Source organism: Microbulbifer regidiadema (SeqCode) (assembly GCF_052466995.1).
The window spans coordinates 3043915-3064906 of record NZ_CP174297.1 but is presented as its reverse complement, the minus strand read 5'-3'; the positions used below and the strand labels follow the sequence as shown (position 1 = coordinate 3064906).

The window sequence follows — 20992 nt, the reverse complement described above, 5'->3', positions numbered from 1 at the left end:
AATTGACTGGTAGCAGAAAGTGGCCTCTTGTCACCTTACTTTGTCGGTGTTTCTGCCGGGTCTATTTCACCCAGTGCATTTTGCACTTTATCTGTGAGCCGCTCTAACATTTCCTCTTGCAGGGGAATGGAGCTGAGTTCCGCTTTCGCCTGGATAAGCTCGTGGGCAATATTAAGCGCAGCCATTACGGCGATACGCTCTAAACCGATAACCGTTCCCGTTGCGCGGATACGGGACATGCGCTCGTGCAGCAGGTGTGCCGAAGCCTGTAACCCGGCGCGCTCGCTTTCCGCACAGGCGACACGGTACTCTTTATCGAGAATAGAGACAGTTACGGTTTCGGAGAGTGGTGATGCGGTTTCGGACATCAGGTATCTTGCGTTAGCCCCTTAAGACGGTTAATCATTGCTTCTACCCGCGAGCGGGCAGCCTCGTTATTTTTTATCAGGCGCTGGCGTTCCCGCAGCCAGTCGGCTTCCTGCCGGCGCAGCTCACGATTGTCATCCGCCAATTGTTGGCAGCGGGCAATCAGTGCATCCACGGTGCTCTCTAGCGCTTGCAGCTTATCCATATTTCCTGCATTTGAGGTCGACGTCGGAGTTCGCAACACGACAGACTGCGAGGGATTCCGCTACTATATTGCCGGCGTATTGGTGGGTCAATCGCTGCACCTGCGCGGACAATCACAAAATTGTCTCTTAATACCTCAATTTCCCGGTTTCGTACCGGATTGAAAGCCCAATTCACGAAAAGCTGTACGGTAACCATGACTTCTGACGCAAGCCGATTTGAACTTCTCGCCAACGCCATTCTCTCTGCCGGGGGGCAGGCTGACCCCAGTGAATTGCACGGTTTTATCTGCGGTATCCTGGCGGCGGGTGAGCGCCCGGACAAACAGCGCTGGCAAAATGAGCTGGCCAGACTACTGGATGTGGAGGCGGTGCCGGCAGATCTCAACCGGGATTTTTTTCAGCTGGCGAAAGAGAGCCACAAACAACTCGACGGTTCCAATTTCGATTTTCAATTGGTGCTGTGCGATGACGAAGATGTGATCTCCCGCGCGCTGGCGCTGGGCCACTGGTGCGATGGATTTCTGCACGGCTTTGGCGTCGGCGGCGCCCGGGAAAAATTGCTGCCCACCAGCGATGAGGCACTCAAAGATATCAGTGCCATCGCCCAGTTGGATGCCGAACAGGTTGAAGAGGGCGAGGAGACAGAGCAGCAACTATTGGAATTACAGGAGTACGTACGAGTTGCCGTACTCAATATATTTACCGAGGTAAAGGGCAAGTCATCCGACAGCGAGCGCACTATTCACTGATGGCAGAGAACTCGACAACTACAGCGGGTATCAGTCGATCTGAATACACCCGCCGACGCGAGCGCCTGATGGCAGAGCTGCCTGCGGGCAGCTTGGCAATTGTGTCATCCGCCGGGGAGCAGTTGCGCTCCCGGGACACTTTTTTCCCGTTTCGCCAGGACAGTGATTTTTTATATCTCACCGGGTTTGATGAGCCCGAGGCACTGCTGGTCCTGGTGCCGGGGCGGGCGCAGGGAGAGGCGCTGTTATTCTGTCGCGAGCGCGACCCGGAGAAAGAGAGGTGGGACGGTCCGCGCCTGGGCCCTGAGTGTGCGGTGCAACAGTGCGGACTGAGCGATGCATTTCCCATCGGCGACCTGGATGATATTTTGCCGGGGCTGCTGGAGGGGCGCGAGCGGGTCTACTTCCCCATGGGGCGCTATGCCCATCTGGACCGGCGTCTCCGCAACTATTTGGAGCGGATAGCCATGGCGCCGGGGGCGGGCAGGGCACCGGAGATGGTAGATCTCGATTACCAGTTGCGCGAGCTGCGCCTGTTCAAGTCGGCACAGGAAATACGCCTGATGGCGCAGGCGGCAAAAATCAGCGCCGAGGCCCATTGCCGCGCCATGACCCGCTGTCAGCCGGGCCTCTACGAATACCAGTTGGAGGCCGCCCTCCTGCATACTTTTGTGGATTCCGGAGCCCGTGAAATCGCCTATCCCACCATCGTTGGGGGAGGGCGCAATGCGCTGGTTATGCACTACTGTAGCAACCACGCACCACTGCGCGACGGGGATATGGTATTGGTGGACGCTGGCTGTGAGTACCGGGGCTATGTCGCTGATATTACCCGCACCTACCCGGTCAACGGGGTATTTAGCGGGCCGCAGCGCGCACTTTACGACATTGTACTGGCCGCCCAACAAGCGGCGATCGAACAGGTTGCCGTGGGCAATCACTGGGACCATCCCCACGCCGCCAGTGTCGAGACCATCACCCGGGGGCTGGTGGATCTGGGACTGCTGCGAGGCGATATCCAGGGACTGATTGAATCCGGCGCCTACCAGCGCTTTTATATGCACCGGGTGGGCCACTGGCTCGGTATGGATGTGCACGATGTGGGTGATTATCGCGTCCACGGCGCTTGGCGCCAGTTGGAAGCTGGTATGGTAATGACGATCGAGCCCGGTATTTATATCCCGGAGGACGATGAGAGTATTCCCGCAGAATTTCGCGGGATCGGAATTCGTATCGAGGACGATGTTGCGCTCACTCACAAGGGGCCACAGATCCTCTCAGCGGCGGCTCCGAAAACGATTGAAGATATTGAATACACCATGCTTCACGGGCGCGATTTACTGACCCGTTAGAAGTGATTGTTGGATTGTTCGGCCATTATTATCACCATGCCGAATAATCATAGGGGGAATTGGGATGGGTGAGCCGGCGCGTAAAGTGGATGTAGCTATTGTCGGTGGCGGTATGGCGGGGGCCAGCCTGGCATTGATGTTGGCACATTTTTGTCCGCAGCTCAGTGTGGCGCTTCTGGAGCAGAGGGCGCTGCCGGATGCCGCAGCCAGCATTCAGCTGCCGAGTTTTGATACGCGGGCCACGGCAATTGCCGCAGGCAGTTTGCAGCTGTTTGCAGAGCTGGGGCTCTGGCCCGCCCTACAGGCCTACAGTGCGCCCATCGAACGTATCCATGTGAGCGATCGGGGCCATGCCTTTGGCGCCTCCCTCTCGGCACGCGAAGGACGGGAGGTGAATTTTGCCGGCATGCTGGGCGCCGTAATAGAAAATGCAGCGCTGGGTCCGATTCTCCACAGTGCCCTGAGCGGCACTGCCACCCAATTATTGGCGCCGGCGCAGGTGACTGACATTACCATGACCTCTGCAGGGGCAAACCTGCTGTGGCGAGGCGCTGAAAATGCCCCCGAGCAGGCGTTGTCCTGCGGGCTACTGGTGGTTGCCGACGGGGTGAACTCGCCGCTGTGCCGCCAGCTGGGGATAGAAATTAGCTCGGTTAAGTACCCGCAGAGAGCCCTGGTCGCGACAGTCGGCCTACAACAGCCCCACCGGGGGGTGGCTTACGAACGCTTTACCCGCCTGGGACCCATGGCACTTTTACCGCTGCCGGACAGAGAGGGCCAGCACCGCGCAGCACTGGTGTGGGCCTGTGCCGAGGGTGAGGCTGAAGCGGTCAGTGCAATGTCCGAGAGTGAGCGCCTGGAAAAACTGCAACGGGTATTTGGCTGGCGCGCCGGGCGCTTTGCCAGGGTGGGATCTGTACAGGGGTATCCACTGAGTTTGTCCCTCGCCCGGGAGCAGTGGCGGCGCAATCTGGTGCTGATGGGCAACTGCGCCCACTTTTTACACCCGGTCGCGGGCCAGGGGTTTAACCTGACGTTGCGGGACTGTTACGGCCTGGCGCAGGCGCTGTCGACGGTATCGCCGGATACACTGCCCGAGCGGCTGGACTTTTTGCGGCAATACGCGGAGTCGCGCCAGTTGGACCAGCGTTTGACTATTGGCTTCAGTGATCGTATCCCCACACTGTTCTCCTCCTCCGGCTGGTTGCAGCAGGGAATTCGCCAGTTGGGAATGCTCGGTCTTACAATGGTCCCGCCGCTGCGCCGGGAGTTTGTCAGCCAGGCGGCGGGATTTGGGCTTTAACGGTGCAGGGTCGGGGACGACTGCTGCCACTTCAGCGGAATGGGCTTTTATGAACAGACATCGTTTGGATTTTGCCATCGTGGGTGCGGGCATGGTGGGTATGGCCCAGGCGGCACTGCTGGCGGTTCGATACCCGGGTATGCGTCTGGCCCTGCTGGAGGCATCCCACGAGACAGCGCCGCAATTATCGCAGCAGTATGAACCCCGCGTGGTGGCCCTAACCCAGGCCTCCCGCGAGCTGCTCGAAGAGGTGGGCGCCTGGGAGGCTATCGCCGGCCGCCGCGCCTGCCCCTATGTGGAAATGCGCGTTTGGGATGCGGATGGCACCGGATCGGTCAGCTTTAACAGCCGCGATGTGCAGCTGCCCAACCTCGGGCATATTGTTGAAAACAATGTCATTGTCGCCGCTTTGCGAGCGCGGCTGGAAGCGCTGCCCAACGTAGAATTGGTTAATGGCTTTCGCCTGGAGAGCTGGTGGCGCGACTGTGGTCTCTGGCATTTACAGCCTCGCGGTGACGAGCGCTTAAATGAAGAGGAAGACCTGCGCGAACAACCCGAAACCGTGCGCACGCGCCTGTTAATCGGTGCCGATGGCGCCCGCTCGAAAGTGCGCGATTTGTTGCATATTCGCTCCCAGGATACCGATTACCATCAAACCGCACTGGTGTGCGTGGCGCGCTGTGAAAAGTCGCACCGCCACACCGCCTGGCAGCGCTTTTTACAAACCGGCCCGCTGGCATTTTTACCTCTGGCCGGACTGGGGGATGACAATCACTGTGCCGTGGTTTGGTCTGCAGATAAAGATCTGGCGCAGGAACTATTAATGCTGGATGACCAGGCCTTTGCCCTGAGTTTGCAGCAAGCCTTAGAGCGCCGCCTGGGGGTGGTTGAATCTGTGAGCGAGCGCTTCTCTTTCCCTCTACGCGCGCGTCATGCGGAGCGCTATTGCGGCCCCGGCGCCGTCTTAGTGGGCGATGCGGCCCACAGTATCCACCCCCTGGCGGGCCAGGGCGTCAACTTGGGGCTGCAAGATGTGCGGGTGCTGGTGGATGAAATAGATCGCGCCCTGGCGCGAGGCCTGGAACCCTCGCACCCCTCGGTTTTGGCTCGCTACGAGCGCCGCCGTCGCGGCGACAATGCCGCCACTATGAAAGCGATGAGTGCCTTTAAGTCCCTGTTTGGGGCCGGCGATGTGCACTGGCGCTGGCTGCGCAATACCGGCTTGAGCATGGTGGATGCCAGCCCCATGTTAAAGAAACGAATTATTATGCGAGCTATGGCGGTTTAAAAATCTCTGCACAGTGAATTGGGATAAAACGTCCAGTGAGCGGTCAGAGCAATAGCGAGTGCTTACCTGTTTATTCAGAGGCTTTTTTCCCTGGGGTGGTGGGGTATAAAGCCTTGTCGTCGGTTAAAAAGGTTAATTTCAATTGAGTCAGTGGATTACGGTTTACTCTTTTCCTATATCAAGGGATCTCAGCGCGCTTTTTCGCCTAATACAGCGTTACCAGTTACCTTTGAGAATTGCTGAGGAGGAAAATCAGCAAGCCTTACTGACAACAGAGCCCTGCATAGCCAAATTCATAACCCCTCTGCTGGAGGACTGGGAGCGGGGATTAGTGGATCTGGATAAAGTCCAGCTCAACAGGGCGGAGCCGGCGGCGGGTGACGATTTACACAGTGAAGAGGAGCAAGCACAAGGAGAGGAGGCGTTGGCTAGGCCCCCATTGATTCCCACGTTTCCACTAGATAAAACACCGATCAGCCTACTACTGATCGCGCTGTGTTTTTTCGGTTGGTTTTTACATGCGAATAATTTATCTGATGCATTTTTAATATATCCAGATAGTAATAGCGGTCAAAATTTTTCCCAGTCGTCACTTATGTGGCATTTGCAGAACGGAGAGTTTTGGCGATTGTGGACCCCCGCGATTATCAACTTCTCTTTTCAGCACGCCCTGTTTAATGCCCTGGCTATCTGGGTATTCGGGCGCTCGCTAGAGGCGCGCGGAGGGCCGCTTATTTACTGTGCTTTGGTGTTGCTCGGTGGGGTGGCTGCCAATTTATCCCAGTACGCCTGGAGGCCCGAGGCAGTTTTCGCTGGGATGTCCGGTGTTGTATATACCCTGGTCGGGTTTGCTTTGGTAATGCAGCGCTGGCAGCCGGCGTGGAGAGATATTCCCCCGGGTATGATTACTCTGATGACAGCGTGGATGATATTGTGCACTCTTGGGGTGATTAACTACCTGATTGGAATTCGTATCGCCAATGCCGCGCACTTTGGAGGCTTTGTTGCCGGCCTTTTGGTTGCACTGGTTTACTGCGCTGCCGGTGGTGCGCGAAAATTTAACTCTTATCCCGCTTCAACCTAAGTTATATGATTTTACTGATTACCTATATCTTTATTGCCCTCGGCTTTTCCTTTCTGTGCTCTATCGCCGAATCGGTGATCCTCAGTGTGACCACGCCATACGTGCGGCTGATGGAGCGGGAGGGACATAAAGCGGGCCCACTGCTGCGCAAATTGAAGTCGGATATCAATGCCCCCCTGGCTGCAATTCTCACCCTGAATACCATCGCGCACACAGCCGGCGCTGCGGGTGCGGGGGCCCAGGCCGCAGCGGTTTTTGGCAATGAATACCTGGGGATTGCCTCTGCGATCCTGACGCTGTTGATCCTGATCTTTTCTGAAATTATCCCCAAGACCCTGGGCGCGGTGTACTGGCGCCAGCTGGCCCCCGGCACCGCCTATGTCCTGCGCGGCCTGGTATGGCTATTACACCCGTTTGTAAAAATGTCCGAGTGGTTGACCAAAGGCCTGTCCCACGGCCCGACGCTGACCGGCTTCAGCCGCGATGAATTCGCCATTATGGCGGAGATTGGCGAGGCGGAAGGGCAATTGGAGCAGCGGGAGTCCAGCATCCTGCGCAACCTGTTCTTTACCCTGCGCGATCACTCCGTGCGCGAAGTGATGACCCCGCGCACCGTGGTTTTCTCTCTACCGCAGGATATCAGTGTGGAAGAGGCCTACGAGGACGCGGAGAAAGGGCGCTTTTCCCGCATCCCGGTGTATGAAAATCGCGATCCCGATTGTGTCGTGGGTTTTGTCTTGCGACAGGAGCTGCTGCTGGCCTATGCCAAGGGTGAACACCAAAAATCACTGGCCGAATTTCGTCGTGAAATGTTGATCCTGCCGGAAACGGCCACGATTTACCAAGCGTTCCAGAAAATGTTGTCCCGCCGCGTGCAGATCAGTGCGGTTATGGATGAGTACGGTAGCTTGGAAGGCCTGGTGACTCTGGAAGACTTGCTGGAGACCCTGCTCGGCGAAGAAATTGTCGATGAGGCAGATAAAACTCCCGATCGCCAAGAGCTGGCCAAGCGCTTGTGGCGCTGGAGATCGAAGAAGTACGGCCTCAAAGTGGATGAATCCGCAAGAGCCAGCGAGGACACAGAAGGGGCGAGCCAGGGGCGCGATCGCGACAGCGACTGAGGAAACCTTCAGCGGGTTAAAAAATGCCCAGATGTATTCTGGGCGAACGCGGGAGACAGGCAGCAATGCGCCATTCGCGCAGGTAAATGACTGCCGGGTTAAGTCTCAGCGGAATCTTTGACGGCCTGTGTGAATCTGGACAGGTTTTACTATCGATGCCTGCTAGGCTTGCAGAGCATATATATTGCTGTGCTTGCCCCGCTGGCAAGGCCAGTGCCCAAGCCGCTAGAATACGCCGCTTCGGAACCTGACGGACTGAGATTTTAAAAATGGGAAATAGAACGTCTCTGTATGACACACATGTCGCTATGGGCGGCAAAATGGTGGATTTCGGTGGATGGGACATGCCACTGCACTACGGCTCTCAGCTGGATGAGCACAATAAGGTGCGCACCGATGCGGGGATGTTCGATGTCTCCCATATGACCGTGGTCGACGTCGATGGCGCCGGTGCCCGCGATTACCTGCGCTACCTGCTGGCCAATGATGTGGCCAAGCTGGATGGCAACCCGGGCAAGGCCCTCTACACCGGCATGCTCAATGAGCAGGGCGGAGTCATTGACGACCTGATCGTCTACCTGCGCGACCCGGGCTATCGGGTGGTGGTTAACTGTGCAACTCGCGAGAAAGATCTGGCGTGGATGCGCAAGCAGGCAGAATCCTTCGACGTGACCCTGAGCGAATGCCCGGATGTAGCGATGATTGCGATTCAGGGCCCCAATGCCATTGAGAAAACCAAAGAGGTTTTGGGTATTGAGTGGACCGCCGCGATCGATGCGCTGAAAGTTTTCCAGAGCGTTGCCCGAGGTGGCTGGTTTGTCGCGCGCACCGGTTATACCGGTGAAGACGGCCTGGAAATTATGTTGCCGCAAGAGGACGCCAGTGGTTTCTGGCGCGCCCTGGCCGAGGCAGGTGTGGCTCCCAGTGGACTGGGTGCTCGCGATACCCTGCGCCTGGAGGCGGGAATGAACCTCTATGGGCACGAGATGGACGACGATACCTCGCCACTGGCTGCCAATATGGCCTGGACCGTTGCCTGGGCACCGGAGAGCCGCAACTTTATCGGCCGCGAGATCCTCGAGCAGGAAAAGGCCGATGGAGTTAAACACAAATTGGTGGGCCTGGTACTGGAAGAGCGCGGTGTATTGCGCGCAGGTCAGCCGGTCGTGGTAGACGGCAGTGACGACCGGGGTATTATTACCAGCGGCACCTTCTCGCCCACACTGGGCCACTCTATCGCTTTGGCGAGAGTTCCCGTGAGTGTTGGCGATACCGCACAGGTGGAAATCCGCAAAAAACTGCAACCCGTCAAAGTGGTTAAGCCCTGCTTCGTACGCAACGGCAAGTCAGTTATTTAAGCGTCGCCCCGAGGTGTACGCAATAAACTTAGATGCTTATCAAGGGATAACAGCATGAGCGAAATCCGCAATGAATTGAAATACCTCTCCAGCCACGAGTGGGCACGCCTGGAAGAGGACGGCACTGTGACTATCGGCATCAGCGATCACGCACAGGACGCCCTGGGTGACGTGGTATACGTTGAGACGCCAGAAGTGGGCAGCACCCTGGCTGCTGGCGATGAGGCCGGTGTGGTTGAGTCCGTGAAAGCGGCCAGCGATATCTACTCCCCGGTTTCCGGTGAAGTGGTCGCGGTGAACGAATCTCTGGAAGATGCTCCAGAAACCGTAAACTCCTCCCCTTACGACGATGGCTGGTTCTTCCGCATCAAGCCGTCCGACGTGAGCGAACTGGAGAATATGCTGGACGCAGACGCCTATCGCTCCGAGTCTGAAGACTGATAGAGCGCATGGGCTGAAACGCCTATTGATAAAAAAGGCTGTGGGGATTACCTACAGCCTTTTTTATTTATCCTGAATTTTTCTCAAGGTTAACCTTGAGCTGAATTTTTAAAACTGGCCTAATCATAACGATAATAGTTTCGTTCCGATTTATCTTGATATAGAGCGCATCGTCTTGTACTTGGATATCCTGAACTCCGGCCGCAGAATATTCATAAATATTTCCGCCCCCCGACCATAATATTAGGCGCACATCTTTATGATACGGGTGAATGGCACAGGTAAATGTTATATTGCCGTGAATTAGCGTATATACGGAATCATCGAACGACCATACAGCATCAAGCCCTTGTCTTTTGGGCTCCTGCTCGAATAATCCTGCTAACTGCCACTCTTCCGCACTGATCTTTTACATGGTTCCCTGTGTTAGCTACATTGAGTAAAGCGGTAGCTCCATAGAGGGGCTGTTGGTTCTTTGTTGTATATTTATTGTTTGTAATAAACAATCACTGAGAGCGTTCCTGTTCAATGGTCTCAGCCCTCGTTTTTAGTATCAGCGGCATCGCCGCTACGCGCTAATTGAAACATAGAGCCTTAACATGGATATGTGGTATCTATTAAGGTATCGTTAAGTTCTAGAGTTTTATCTCTACATTTTAGCCATGCTAACTGAGACTGTTTTAGTAGGCTTTTCTCCTCATCGCTCAACATTTCTCTCAACTTTGAATAGTAAATATTTAACTCTCGGTCCCATAAGTTAGGCGTAATTAAGCATGGGATACTTCTAGTTCCTCCGCCAGTGTTATCTAGACAATCTTGAATATAAGTGTCATAGTTATTTTCAAATGATGAAAGTTCGTTGAAGTCGCTTACTGATTTATACTCAAAATTTATGGCGTAATTTTTGGGTGAAAAACACAGCAGTGTCAATAAGGCTATCTTTGTACGTTCTTCCATTTTCAATGTTAAGCTAGCGCCCGAAATGGTGGGGCTGGAACTATAAGGGTGTTGCTCCCACCCTTTAGTTTATGTCTTTTTATAGGCCAAAGCTTTCAAGCCCCGTAATTTTATTGGATCGATTAATGGTAATAATGTGGATGCCGACCTGTTTCATTAGTGGTCTAGTTCTCCATTGTTTTGCCAAGCTGATAAACTTTTCGGACTCCGGTATTGCTACTGCAAGAATATCACTATCTCGCACATGCTCTGCGGTCATTAGCTGACCAATAGCCTCCCTGACTAAGGGGTACTCCTGGGAGTTGCGCTTCGCTATTAATGGCCCTTTTTTAGACTCCACTCTTAATCTGCAACCATTCTTTAGTTCTGAAACTAGGTCTCCTTCACCAGCGGCTGAATGTATGACTATTTTTTGTGGATATTTATTGTTTACGTAGGCACCTTGCCAGGCATCCTTATTTTTAGATCTGTGCCAGCCGTTGGCTGATAAAAAGTCTATAATTGGGAAGATAATATTTTCCCCAACTTGAACCTGGGCTCCATCAACTGCACAAATGACGTCCTTAGAGGTGTATGCATTGTTGATTAAAAACATAGCAAGCCTTAGGGTCACTTCTGCTTCGGGCATTCTATCTTCAAGCAGCACGATTTCTCCTGAATAACTAACCTTGAGATTTGGAGTTGGCATAGAGTCTGAGAAAAATAATAACTTTAGCCGAAGGTGGTTTATTATTTGTTAGTCTTTTGACACAATCCAATATTAAATTCCGCTGACTTGATCTGTCTTTTCGTATTATTCGGTAGATCTAAGTGCTTGGTGAGCAAATCTACCGCCTCAGTACATCTATTCTGACGAATATAGACAAGTGCTAGATTGTTGGCGTCGCTTAAGTTCTCTTCCCTGTGCATGCGGTATGCATTTAAATACCATCTTTCCGCCAGTTTATAGTTTTTATTTTGGTAGGCTTTAAGTCCTAAATCCATAAATTGGCCGTGACTATACTGAGAATCAAATTCTTTTACATAAGTTTTGCCATCGAAGGAGTAAACATCGGTAACATAAATAGGGTTGGTTCTATGCCCGGTATAGGTTGCAACTAATATCCTTGGATACCCATTTTTGAATTTACCATACCGCCACGAATTAGTTCCCCATGAAATTTCTCCAGCCGGCTGGTAAGAGTTCTTGTTAGCCATTAATACGATGGTGAACTCATGCCCCCTATCAACATGGGCCGGTGGTGGCGTTAGCAGGATTTCACAGGCACCATCTCCATTGAGGTCCACCGCCTGGGCTGAAGCCGAACCTGAATGGCGCAAATCTGTATCTGAATAGTAGGTCTCTATATCATCAATGATTTTACTGTCTATGCTGCAATTAATATTAATGTCTATGGTGGGCGGATAAATATAAGTCTCTAATCCAAGCGCAGTTGAAGCAGAAAATACAGTGAAAAAATAGCTTAATAACTTTATCATTTTTACCCTAAAAGATGGCTTCTCTCTAGAGCTGATGTGTTGATCTGAGGGAGGTGAATGAGGTGGTGCCATTTTTATGGTTTAAATTTAACAAGGGTGTGATCCTCTCCTGCAAGTGCTTTTTTTATAATGTTTGAGATTATTTCCCAGTCACCGCCAGCTAAGCCCGCTCCAATCAATGGGTAGCCAATCCGTTTTCCGGAAAAATCCTGTTTGATTTTCTCAAAGATCTGCTGAATCGCGTTATAATCAGCCTTAACGCCCTTGCCTCTCCAGTGGAGCTGGGTATAAGCATTGACGATGGTAAAAGTTGAGTCTAGCCTCGTTATCTCGGCACTTGAATATGAGCCTAATTTTTCTTTTGCTCCTTTTTTAGTGGTTAAATCAGCTTGGTACGCCTCAGGAAAAAGCCTTTTAATGGTCAAAGCGATACCTTTGCCCATTTGGCATTGACAGTTGCAGCCGTGAATAATGACATCAAACGCCCCGTCAATGGCTAACTGGATTAAGTTACCTTCAATTTCCTTCACTTTCGATTTCCTTTTAAGTTGTATCGCTTTGCCTGTGTTTATACACAGGTTTTAAGCCCATTCAAAGCCTTCGCTTAAAAATAAAGAAAGGTAGTTGGCACTATTGATCTAATAGAGGCTTTAGTAGAGTGAAGTAATTTCAACTTTCATAGAAAAAATATAGTTTGGGTTGATTATTTAGAGTTACGAACTGATAATTTTTAGGAGTCTTATGCAATCAGGAGTCAAAAGAATGAAGTGGAAAAGAGGAAAGCCAGAGTCCTCTGGTGGATATTATGCTGTTGCAGTGGAGTACCCTAATGCAATGGTTTATGACATCTCGTTTCTTGCCAGTGACCCTGCGGAGGGGCTGTACTGGAGCCCGTCAGATGATAGTTATGCTGGATCGGTCATAGCCTATATACGGTTGTATGAGGCTTTGGAGGCTCTTACAGGAAAAAACGCACCAGAAAAAAAGTAGAAGAGGGTGATGCAGAGGGGTTCAACTGGAGCTTTGGGGAGCCACCTAAAGACCAGTATGTTCTGGTATCAACTCCTGTTGAATACAATATAATAAAGTGGAGCCCAGATACTGGCTGGCCTGACTATATGTCTCATGTTCAGGGGTATGTAACAGTTAAAGAGCTGCTCCTGGCGATAAATAAATATTTTCCTTTCGAGGATAGGGAAAAAGGGTAAAGAACCGATTAGAACCCTTGTAAGTTTATATTAATTTACTCCTCCATATTCCCATTTAAATATATGGGCTAGCTGAGAACTTATTTCCGGACAGTTTATACCGGTGCAGCTAGCTATCTTTGTATTAATTTTACTTAATATCTGTTGCCAGTTTTCGAGTGGGAAATTACAAGCACATGATTGTAATCAATTAACCATGAAACCAGAGCTTGAGTAATAATTTGAGCTCCAAAATTATCGGAGCCATCCTCTCCCTGCACACCAATTGATAGGTTGCACCAAATATCCACTTCAAAAGTATCATTTGCTTTTCAGTCATCAATTAGATCGTATTCTATACAGTCCCAATACTTAATTTCTGGGTGTTTCATGTTTTTATACCTAAGGAGCCTCTGAAAAACTCCGTGATGCCTCTGGCTTACAGGGCGGTTCACAATCAAGGCGCGGCTTCGCAGGAATGTCTAGACCTTTCAATAAGTCGCAACGCGGAGTGTGAATCGCTCTGCGAGCCTCGAAGGGCGGGCCTTGAAGGCCACAGCTGCTGCGTTGCAGCTCTTGCAAAGGACTAGGGCCATTCGCGGCGAACTGCGCCTAACATCTGTAGCCTTCAAGACCCGCAGAAGTATTACGGCGTTGTTCAGAGGCCCCCTAACTACTACTGAGCTTGGAGGCTGCGAAATGTGAATATAGGAAAGAGTGTGCCCCGCTACTGATCAAATCTAACTTTTGGCATCTTAAAATAATGCAATATCGATAAGATAGTTCCAAGCGGTAGGTTGAATAAGGAAAATGCTGAAAATATATGAAGCGGGACTTGACACCAGGCTTTTCTCCGAAAATAACCGATAATGCAAAATATTTCAGTCCCGCAAAATAAAATGGTAAAGCTAAGAGCTACTACAGCAGTTGTTGGTTTAATATTGTAAGATGTGATTGCCCCAACTGTAATGAATAGAATAGCAATAATATTAAGGATAAGCCTTAATCCCCATATAAAATTTAAAGTTTGGATTGCATTGGATTCTTCCATTTGTCGCCGCGATTCCGCTAGTTTTTCTGAGGGAGATAAAACCTTAGTTGATTTCGCTGATTCTAGTTCGGATTCAGGTGCGCTATATATTGTTTTTCCCACTTCTATTTCCTTGTGTGACATACGGAGGTCTAATACTTGGTAGAGCTACAGGTGATGCTGAGTGATTTTTTCTTGATTTAAGCATCACGGGATTATTTGAATGTTAATGAAGCGCCTGGGTTGCTTCTTGTGGTTTGTTAAGGTTTTCTATATTTCTAAAGGTATTTTCTTGTCAGATGGTCGGCCTTCTTAAGGAGCGGTTATCTATACACTATCGAACCTTAAATTCTATACCATCTTGTGCTTTTAAGTCTATGGGTGTCTAGGGGGTTGTGGTTGTATACTTAAGCCCTGAAATTGTCATTTATCCCAACAAGTATTACACCCGCAGCATAATCTGAATTTGATGAGAGGCTCGCTGACTACCAATGATTTACTAGTAAGAATCGCTGCGCAGGATTATTTGCACCCTCTAAATTTCCTGCCACCTAATTTACATTTTTGCTCGATTTTAAAATCTATCTCGCTAAAGTTAAACCGATAGCCATTTTTAAATTTTATAGTCCGCTTCGGGTCACCTTCTTCAGTTATAAATATAAGCGGCAAGTGAGAGTTGTTAAGCTAAATATTTAATCCGATAATTCTGCCAAAGGAAGAGCTTTGGTTGTTAGCTTGGTGTGGTCGTCATATTTTATTTTTGAAATATTTTTAAAATATAGTTTATTCCGTAGATAAAAGTGAATCCAGTGATCCAAAAGAACAAGGAGGGAAAGTAGATGTGCTTCAAATCAAATTCGAAATTAACCGCTGTTCCTTCTGAAAAAATTGTAAAAAAGCAAGTGAGTGGTGAAAAGAAAGGGCCAATGGGAAAGTGGCTTTGAGTAGGAAATAACCGGCTGATTGGTATCCATATTATAACCCATGCTAGGAATAAGTATCTTTTTCTCACAATATTACTTTTCTTGTATTCCTTGAGTGTTTAGGCTTTGCTGATTTGTTTATATGACGCCCGCAGTACGGTCAGTCGAAGTGGTGTGCCTGTGATTGTTGAGTATTATTGGTGCTATGTTCCTGGCTCCAACAAAAGTAAACAAATAATTAGTAGCTATCAAATAGGGGGGTAGCTGCATAATTGTAAACCCCGTGAGTTCCATAGAGCTACCACCAAATTTGGAATACAACAAAAATACCAAAAGTGCAGCAAAGAACTGAATATTCAGAATGATCGTACCAATAAAACGGGAATACCGGGCTCCCCAAAGCCATTAGCTGACCAAATCCCCTACGGCTGTAAAGACACCTTCAACCCCGCCTCATTGAGAAACTCCTTCACCGCAGCTTCGATCTGCTCGGGGCTGTGCATTTGTAGGACCCGCTGCAACAGCTGTTCAATATCGGCCCGGCTGACCGCGCGCAGCGTAGCTTTTATCCGCAGTAAATTGGTGGCATTCATCGACAGCATATCGTAGCCCATGGCGACTAATAGCAGTGCGCCGCTGGGCTCGCCAGCCAGCTCCCCGCAAATCCCCACCTCGGTATCGACAGCGTGTGCGGCGCTGACTATTTCCTGTAGGGCGCGCAGGACCGCCGGGTGCAGGGCGTGGTAAATATTCGCCACCCGGCTGTTGTTGCGATCCACCGCCAGCAGGTATTGAGTCAAATCGTTGCTGCCCACAGAAATAAAATTCGCGTATGCAGCGAGCTCCCGCACCTGATAGATCGCCGAGGGGACCTCTACCATCACTCCGAGCGGGGGCATCACAATTTCGTAGCCCTCTTCCAGTAATTCCCGGTAGGCCCTCTCAAGCAGTTTGCGAGCGGCTTCGAGTTCGTTGAGGCCGCTGATCATGGGCAGCATAATCCGCAGGTTATTGAGCCCTAGGCTGGCTTTCATCATGGCGCGCACCTGCGCCAGGAATATCTCCGGGTGGTCGAGAGTTACGCGAATACCGCGCCATCCCAGAAAGGGATTGGTCTCTTCGATAGGGAAATAGGCCAGTGCTTTATCGCCGCCGATATCCAGGGTACGCATGGTCACCGGCAGCGGGGCAAAAGCGCCCAGTTGCTCCCGGTAAATTTCCCGCTGTTCTTCCTCGGAGGGGAAGCGGTCTCGCAGGAGAAAGGGGACCTCGGTGCGGAACAGTCCCACCCCCTCGGCGCCGCGCTCCAGGGAGCGCACGACGTCGGCCATCAGCCCGGTATTAACCATCAGGCGAATACGGTGGCCGTCGGAGGTGACTGCCGGGAGCTGCGCCAGGTGGTCCAGGTTGCGGGCCAGTTGCTGCTCTTCGGCGACAATATCGTCGTAGCGGCGCTTGAGTTCTGCGCCGGGGTGAATATGTAAATCACCGCGGTAGCCATCGACGACCATATCCACGCCGTCGATGGTTTCGTAGGGCAGGTCCTGGACCCCCATCACGGCGGGCAGGCCCATGGCGCGGGCAATAATGGCCACGTGGCTGTTGGAGGAGCCCTTCACCGAGACGGCACCGATCAGCTTTTCCCGCGGCACTTCGGCCAGTACCGCTGCAGTCAGTTCCTCGCCGATAAGGATGGTGTTATCGGGGAAATCCCGGTCGACCTGCTGCTGCTGCCGCAGGTGTACCAGCACGCGGGCGCCCAGATCGCGGACATCGGCAGCCCGGTCGCGAAAGTAGGAGTCGGACATGGCCTCAAAACGTCGCACATGCTCCAGCATCACCTCGGCCCAGGCCCGCTGGGCACTGAGCTGTTGTTGGATACGATCGCACACTTCGACGGCCAGAGAGCTGTCATCCAACATGCTGATATAGGCATCGAATAGAGCCCGCTCCTCGGGGCTGAGGTCGCTCTTCAGGCGCTCACCGACCTCGCGAATCTCCTCCTGCGCGGCCGCCAGGGCCTGTTGAAACAGGGCCAGCTCGGTGTCGATATCCTCGCACTCGGAGTAGGGTACGGTGCTGAGATTGGCCTGCGGGATGACGATATGCACCCGTCCAATTGCGACACCGGGGGAGGCGGCAATACCGGAGAAGTGGGTTTCGCGCCGCTGCTGGCCGATACTGGCGAGCAGTCCGGTGGCCTCGGCGTGGGCGATAACTCCGGCGAGTTGTGCCGAAAGGGTGACCAGAAAGGCTTCCTCCCACTCGTCAAAGCGGCGCTTCTCTTCCTGCTGGACCACCAGGACACCGAGGACGGCGCGGTGGTGGATAATCGGTGTGCCGAGAAAGGCGCTGAAGCGCTCCTCTCCGGTGGAGGGAAAATACTGGAAGGCGGGGTGGGACTCGGCCCTCTCCAGATTGATAGGCTCCTCGCGGGTGACCACATTGCCCACCAGGCCCTCGCCGGGGGCCAGGTGGACCTGGCCCACCGCTTTGGGGTTGAGGCCATTGGTGGCCATCAAGACATAGTTGCCGTGTTGCTTGTCGCGCAGATACACGGAACACACGCGGGTGTGCATAATTTCCCGCACGCGATGCACGATGATTTCCAGCACCGCAGAAAGGTTCCGGGCGGCGTTTACTTCCTGAACGATACTGCGCAGCGATCCGAGCAATGGCCTGTCCTCGCCAATCAACGGAGAAATTCTCAGGTCCCGGAAAGAAGTGAGTCGATACTGACCGGGGCCGCTTGGTGGAGATGTGGGGCTACTCTGGCGGTCAGCGCTCCTGTCCGCGCAGCCAGCGTTTCTCCAGCTGTATTTGTTGTGGGGCCAGCTCGGTCAGTGCGCGCCGGTATACTTCACGCTTAAAGGTCACCACCTTGCTCAGTGGGTGCCAGTAACTCACCCAGCGCCAGTGGTCGAATTCAGGTTTGTAACCATTGTCGAAGCTGATAGAGGATTCATCTGCCTCGAGTTTCAGCAGATACCACTTTTGCTTTTGTCCGATGCACAGCGGCTCGGAGCGGCGTCGAATTAACCTTTGTGGCAGGCGATAGCGCAGCCAGCCCCGGGTACAGGCAATCATACTGACTTGATCGCGAGTAAGGCCTACTTCCTCGTATAGTTCCCTATATAGCGCCTGTTCAGGGGTTTCGCCTGGATTTATACCCCCCTGGGGAAACTGCCAGGCGTCCTTGCCACCGACCCGCCGCGCCCACAGTGCCTGACCGCGGGCGTTGAGCACAATAATACCGACATTGGGGCGAAACCCCTCGGCATCGATATTGCTGCTCTCGCCACTCGCGCCCCGGTTTTTTCCGGCCGGGGCTTTATCATTGCGATTCGAATGCTTGGCGGGCTTACGGCGGTACTTTCGACCGGCCTGTGCCGGCTTGCCGTCGCCCAAAATACCATCCTCAATACTGTTGTGTGCGGCCGTGCGCTGCACTTACTTGCTCTGCATTGTTCCACAGCGGGGGATTTACAGCAATTCAGTGACGCAGTCCGTGTGCTGTCGTGCGCTGCAAGGTAAAATCGGCGACAACCGGGGAAGGCGTTTTAGGCGCCTTGGCGGTCAAACGCTTATGGGAAACCTATAGTTATGGGAGAGTCGACAGTGCACTTGGCAATTTTTGATCTGGATAACACGCTGATTGGTGGCGACAGCGATCACGCCTGGGGCGAATTTCTGGTGCAGCGCGAGCATGTCGACGGGGCCCGTTACCGCTCGGCGAACGACCGCTTTTATCAGGACTACCAGCGCGGTGAACTGGATATCTTTGCCTATCTGGAATTTGCCCTGGAACCCCTGGCGCAGCTCTCGCGCGGCCAGCTGGATAATTTGCAGAGCGAGTTTATGCAGGAGGTCGTCAGCGAGTTGTGGCTGCCTCGGGCCCAGGCGCTGATCGGCGAGCACCGCCGCAAAGGCCACCACATCATGATTATCACCGCTACCAACCGCTTTGTGGTTGAACCCATAGCCGCGCGCCTCGGTGTCGATACCCTGCTGGCCACTGAGCCGGAGGAGGCGCAGGGGCAGTTTACCGGGAAGGTGGTCGGTGAGCCCTGTTATCAGGGCGGGAAAGTGCTCCGCCTGCGCCAGTGGCTGGCCCAGAATCCGGAGTACCACCCGGGTGAAAAGTGGTTCTACAGCGACTCCATCAATGATCTGCCCCTGCTGGGGGAGGTCGAGCACCCGGTTGCGGTGGACCCGGACGACCGCCTGCGCGCAGAGGCCGAGGTGCGCGGTTGGCCGGTGATCAGCTTGCGCGAAGAGAGTGAATAGGCACTACCAGTATTTGTGAAATACACAAAATGGGGAATTGAGTGAACGGATCTATTATCCAGTACCGGGCTCTGGCTTGTTTGGTCGGGGCTCTGGTCGGACTTTCTGCCTGCGAGCAAAAAGCGGTAGAAAAACCACAGCAGGCGCCGCCACAAACGGTTGTTGCCCCACAGCCTGTGAACGAACAGGCGGCAGCAGAGCTGTCCCTGGCAATTTGGCAGGCGGGGGAGGCCCAGGTGACTCACACCCACGCCGCTGTTGAAACCCTGCAACGCGCAGTGGATGGACTCCTGGTCCAGGCGAATGACAACAAATTGGAAAATGCCCGGCTCGCCTGGTTGGAGGCGCACAGGGAGTTTGCCGCAGCCCTACCTTATATACAGCTGGCCTTCTCCCCGGGGGAGCTGCGCAGCCAGGGGCGCAAACTGCTGTTGTCACTGGACAGTTGGCCCGCGCAGGCGGGCTACCTGGATACGGTGCCGGGTTACTCCGAGAGCGGTATTGTCAACGATACGGCGATTGATTTGACCCTGGCGAACCTGCGCAAACAGCACCGCCTGACCGCGCATGAAGAGGCTAGTACCGGTTTCCACGCCCTGGAAATTATGCTCTGGGGCCCCACCAGCGAGCGAGCGGCGGAGCAGTTTTTGGCCGAATCCGGCGGTGAAAAACCCGAGGCCCTGGCGGTCAATCGGCGCCGGGAGCTGACTCGCCTGATCGCCAAAGGCGTGGAGGAGGATATGGCGTGGCTGGCCCGCCGCTGGCCGACGGCGGCTAACAGCCTGTCGCAGTCCTATCTATCCCTGGGGCCGGTTGCCCGGTTGCAGCAGATTCGCGCGGCGCACACCCGGGTAATCGATGAGCAGCTGTTGCGCAGATTGCCGGAGAGCTCCGAGAGCGATGTGGAGAGTAGCCGTGCCGCCGATTCAAAACAGGCGATATTGGCGATTATGGCTACCCTACAGTCAAATTGGATTCCCACTGGTGGTGGTGGCTTGGCAGAGGTGTTGCTGGATCGGCACCAAGTGGCAGCTTTGAGGCAGGCTTTTGTGGACTTTGAGGGGTTGCTGTTGCGCATGGAGGACCCGATCGAGCTGGCGGAGTTGGCTCAATTGGCCCAGGCGCGCAAACTGCTGGAGCGTATCGCCGGACTGATGGCGGGCACCACCCAGGTGCCGGTACCGAAACAGGATGTGATGCCGGTGAGCCTGCCGGTGGATGGCGAATAGTTCCACGCTTATAGAACTGCATAAAAAAACCCGGCGACTGCCGGGTTTTTTGTAGCTGGAGGGAATTACCAGCGGCGTACCGGGCCTGTGTCCACGTGTACGAAGTTGCTTTTCGGATAGTAGCCGACCCCACCCGCCTTCAGGTCGAGAGCCGCCTGGCGCAGTTTCGCCAGGGGAACGCCGGGCATACGGATATCTATAGCCATTCCACGAGTGTGGTAACTGCGCTTGGCGACGCCCCGGCCCGCTGCACGCAGCTTGGCATTGGTTTTTGGCGAGCGGTATCCAGAGATAATCTCAATGGTCCCTTTGTAATTGAACTTCTGCTTCAGCTTGTAGACGATATCCAGAAGCTTGGGGTCCATCCGGGTCACTTCGTTGGCACGGTGGTCGCGAAGCAATTTATTAAACTGCGACAGGCCTCCGCTACTGTAATCTCCATTGCTCCAGTAGGCGGCCTCCAGTTTCTCTCCGGTGTGCAGATTGCGCATTTTCAGGGTGCGGGCGCTACCTACTTTTGCGAAAGTTGGTCCGGCGCTGACGGCCGCCGCAGTTGCACAAGTCACAGCCAGGAATCGACGTCTGGATGGATTCTTCATAATTCCGCCTCGTCGTTAATCTCTCGTCGGTGT

General features: G+C 53.2%; 21 protein-coding genes. 11 read left to right on the top strand and 10 right to left on the bottom strand.

Going from position 1 to position 20992, the window contains the following annotated elements; genetic code table 11:
- Nucleotides 1-35 precede the first annotated feature (35 nt).
- On the bottom strand, nucleotides 36-368 hold the full coding sequence (locus ACJJIK_RS13345; protein WP_444943023.1) for a cell division protein ZapA: 333 nt from the start codon (nucleotides 366-368) through the stop codon (nucleotides 36-38).
- Complete coding sequence (locus tag ACJJIK_RS13340) at nucleotides 368-571, bottom strand: TIGR02449 family protein (protein ID WP_444928790.1); 204 nt, start codon at nucleotides 569-571, stop codon at nucleotides 368-370. Before ACJJIK_RS13340 ends, ACJJIK_RS13345 begins: the two co-directional genes overlap by 1 nt.
- A 195-nt stretch (nucleotides 572-766) precedes the next feature.
- Between ACJJIK_RS13340 and ACJJIK_RS13335 the strand changes: the two genes are divergently transcribed.
- The 8 genes from ACJJIK_RS13335 to gcvH all read left to right on the top strand — a co-directional run bounded on the left by ACJJIK_RS13335 (nucleotide 767) and on the right by gcvH (nucleotide 9268).
- Nucleotides 767-1321: a UPF0149 family protein gene (locus ACJJIK_RS13335; protein ID WP_444943022.1), complete on the top strand. Its 555-nt coding sequence runs from the start codon at nucleotides 767-769 to the stop codon at nucleotides 1319-1321.
- Nucleotides 1321-2673, top strand: a complete 1353-nt coding sequence (locus ACJJIK_RS13330; RefSeq protein ID WP_444943021.1) for an aminopeptidase P N-terminal domain-containing protein — start codon at nucleotides 1321-1323, stop codon at nucleotides 2671-2673. The genes ACJJIK_RS13335 and ACJJIK_RS13330 overlap by 1 nt, the downstream gene beginning before the upstream one ends.
- A gap of 64 nt (nucleotides 2674-2737) precedes the next feature.
- Nucleotides 2738-3976 (top strand): FAD-dependent monooxygenase, encoded by a 1239-nt coding sequence (locus ACJJIK_RS13325; RefSeq protein ID WP_444928787.1) that lies wholly within the window; start codon nucleotides 2738-2740, stop codon nucleotides 3974-3976.
- A 49-nt stretch (nucleotides 3977-4025) separates the two neighbouring features.
- Entirely contained in the window at nucleotides 4026-5264 is a 1239-nt protein-coding gene (locus ACJJIK_RS13320) for a UbiH/UbiF/VisC/COQ6 family ubiquinone biosynthesis hydroxylase (RefSeq protein WP_444943020.1), read from the top strand.
- 142 nt (nucleotides 5265-5406) lie between these two features.
- Nucleotides 5407-6348: a rhomboid family intramembrane serine protease gene (locus tag ACJJIK_RS13315; RefSeq protein ID WP_444943019.1), complete on the top strand. Its 942-nt coding sequence runs from the start codon at nucleotides 5407-5409 to the stop codon at nucleotides 6346-6348.
- A gap of 5 nt (nucleotides 6349-6353) precedes the next feature.
- Complete coding sequence (locus ACJJIK_RS13310) at nucleotides 6354-7469, top strand: CNNM domain-containing protein (protein ID WP_444928784.1); 1116 nt, start codon at nucleotides 6354-6356, stop codon at nucleotides 7467-7469.
- 269 nt (nucleotides 7470-7738) lie between these two features.
- Nucleotides 7739-8827 (top strand): glycine cleavage system aminomethyltransferase GcvT, encoded by a 1089-nt coding sequence (gcvT, locus tag ACJJIK_RS13305; RefSeq protein WP_444928783.1) that lies wholly within the window; start codon nucleotides 7739-7741, stop codon nucleotides 8825-8827.
- Between the two features lie 54 nt (nucleotides 8828-8881).
- On the top strand, nucleotides 8882-9268 hold the full coding sequence (gene gcvH, locus ACJJIK_RS13300) for a glycine cleavage system protein GcvH (RefSeq protein WP_444928782.1): 387 nt from the start codon (nucleotides 8882-8884) through the stop codon (nucleotides 9266-9268).
- Nucleotides 9269-9862: 594 nt separating this feature from the next.
- Here gcvH and ACJJIK_RS13295 read toward each other — a convergent pair.
- From ACJJIK_RS13295 to ACJJIK_RS13280, 4 genes are all read right to left on the bottom strand, one after another.
- Entirely contained in the window at nucleotides 9863-10225 is a 363-nt protein-coding gene (locus ACJJIK_RS13295; protein ID WP_444943018.1) for a lysozyme inhibitor LprI family protein, read from the bottom strand.
- 79 nt (nucleotides 10226-10304) lie between these two features.
- Entirely contained in the window at nucleotides 10305-10871 is a 567-nt protein-coding gene (locus ACJJIK_RS13290) for a hypothetical protein (protein WP_444943017.1), read from the bottom strand.
- An 83-nt stretch (nucleotides 10872-10954) separates the two neighbouring features.
- Nucleotides 10955-11704, bottom strand: a complete 750-nt coding sequence (locus ACJJIK_RS13285) for a tetratricopeptide repeat protein (protein ID WP_444943016.1) — start codon at nucleotides 11702-11704, stop codon at nucleotides 10955-10957.
- Nucleotides 11705-11778: 74 nt separating this feature from the next.
- Nucleotides 11779-12234: a macro domain-containing protein gene (locus tag ACJJIK_RS13280; protein ID WP_444928778.1), complete on the bottom strand. Its 456-nt coding sequence runs from the start codon at nucleotides 12232-12234 to the stop codon at nucleotides 11779-11781.
- Between the two features lie 232 nt (nucleotides 12235-12466).
- On the opposite strand from ACJJIK_RS13280, the gene ACJJIK_RS13275 reads away from it, so the two are divergent.
- Nucleotides 12467-12694, top strand: coding sequence for a hypothetical protein (locus ACJJIK_RS13275; RefSeq protein WP_444943015.1), 228 nt, complete (start codon nucleotides 12467-12469; stop codon nucleotides 12692-12694).
- Between the two features lie 924 nt (nucleotides 12695-13618).
- Here the strand turns inward: ACJJIK_RS13275 and ACJJIK_RS13270 are convergent.
- The 3 genes from ACJJIK_RS13270 to ACJJIK_RS13260 form a co-directional block, all read right to left on the bottom strand.
- The gene (locus ACJJIK_RS13270; protein WP_444928776.1) at nucleotides 13619-14044 is read right to left on the bottom strand and encodes a hypothetical protein; all 426 of its coding nucleotides are present in this window, start codon (nucleotides 14042-14044) and stop codon (nucleotides 13619-13621) included.
- 1222 nt (nucleotides 14045-15266) lie between these two features.
- Complete coding sequence (gene ptsP / locus ACJJIK_RS13265) at nucleotides 15267-17519, bottom strand: phosphoenolpyruvate--protein phosphotransferase (RefSeq protein ID WP_444928775.1); 2253 nt, start codon at nucleotides 17517-17519, stop codon at nucleotides 15267-15269.
- A gap of 103 nt (nucleotides 17520-17622) precedes the next feature.
- Nucleotides 17623-18129, bottom strand: coding sequence for an RNA pyrophosphohydrolase (locus ACJJIK_RS13260; RefSeq protein ID WP_444932350.1), 507 nt, complete (start codon nucleotides 18127-18129; stop codon nucleotides 17623-17625).
- 333 nt (nucleotides 18130-18462) lie between these two features.
- Here ACJJIK_RS13260 and ACJJIK_RS13255 point away from each other — a divergent pair, with 333 nt between their 5' ends.
- Nucleotides 18463-19131: an HAD family hydrolase gene (locus ACJJIK_RS13255; RefSeq protein WP_444945066.1), complete on the top strand. Its 669-nt coding sequence runs from the start codon at nucleotides 18463-18465 to the stop codon at nucleotides 19129-19131.
- A 41-nt stretch (nucleotides 19132-19172) separates the two neighbouring features.
- Nucleotides 19173-20360 (top strand): imelysin family protein, encoded by a 1188-nt coding sequence (locus ACJJIK_RS13250; protein ID WP_444943014.1) that lies wholly within the window; start codon nucleotides 19173-19175, stop codon nucleotides 20358-20360.
- Nucleotides 20361-20425: 65 nt separating this feature from the next.
- On the opposite strand, the gene ACJJIK_RS13245 is transcribed toward ACJJIK_RS13250, so the two are convergent.
- On the bottom strand, nucleotides 20426-20959 hold the full coding sequence (locus ACJJIK_RS13245) for a DUF882 domain-containing protein (RefSeq protein WP_444943013.1): 534 nt from the start codon (nucleotides 20957-20959) through the stop codon (nucleotides 20426-20428).
- Nucleotides 20960-20992: the final 33 nt, after the last annotated feature.

Excerpts from the sequence above, each read along its gene's own strand:
- ACJJIK_RS13245 (WP_444943013.1), bottom strand. The coding sequence starts at position 20,959 with ATGAAGAATCCATCCAGACGTCGATTCCTGGCTGTGACTTGTGCAACT.
- ACJJIK_RS13345 (WP_444943023.1), bottom strand. The coding sequence starts at position 368 with ATGTCCGAAACCGCATCACCACTCTCCGAAACCGTAACTGTCTCTATT.
- gcvT (WP_444928783.1), top strand. The coding sequence starts at position 7,739 with ATGGGAAATAGAACGTCTCTGTATGACACACATGTCGCTATGGGCGGC.
- ACJJIK_RS13335 (WP_444943022.1), top strand. The coding sequence starts at position 767 with ATGACTTCTGACGCAAGCCGATTTGAACTTCTCGCCAACGCCATTCTC.
- ACJJIK_RS13340 (WP_444928790.1), bottom strand. The coding sequence starts at position 571 with ATGGATAAGCTGCAAGCGCTAGAGAGCACCGTGGATGCACTGATTGCC.
- ACJJIK_RS13295 (WP_444943018.1), bottom strand. The coding sequence starts at position 10,225 with ATGGAAGAACGTACAAAGATAGCCTTATTGACACTGCTGTGTTTTTCA.
- ACJJIK_RS13310 (WP_444928784.1), top strand. The coding sequence starts at position 6,354 with ATGATTTTACTGATTACCTATATCTTTATTGCCCTCGGCTTTTCCTTT.
- ACJJIK_RS13285 (WP_444943016.1), bottom strand. The coding sequence starts at position 11,704 with ATGATAAAGTTATTAAGCTATTTTTTCACTGTATTTTCTGCTTCAACT.
- ACJJIK_RS13325 (WP_444928787.1), top strand. The coding sequence starts at position 2,738 with ATGGGTGAGCCGGCGCGTAAAGTGGATGTAGCTATTGTCGGTGGCGGT.
- gcvH (WP_444928782.1), top strand. The coding sequence starts at position 8,882 with ATGAGCGAAATCCGCAATGAATTGAAATACCTCTCCAGCCACGAGTGG.
- ACJJIK_RS13320 (WP_444943020.1), top strand. The coding sequence starts at position 4,026 with ATGAACAGACATCGTTTGGATTTTGCCATCGTGGGTGCGGGCATGGTG.
- ACJJIK_RS13330 (WP_444943021.1), top strand. The coding sequence starts at position 1,321 with ATGGCAGAGAACTCGACAACTACAGCGGGTATCAGTCGATCTGAATAC.
- ACJJIK_RS13275 (WP_444943015.1), top strand. The coding sequence starts at position 12,467 with ATGAAGTGGAAAAGAGGAAAGCCAGAGTCCTCTGGTGGATATTATGCT.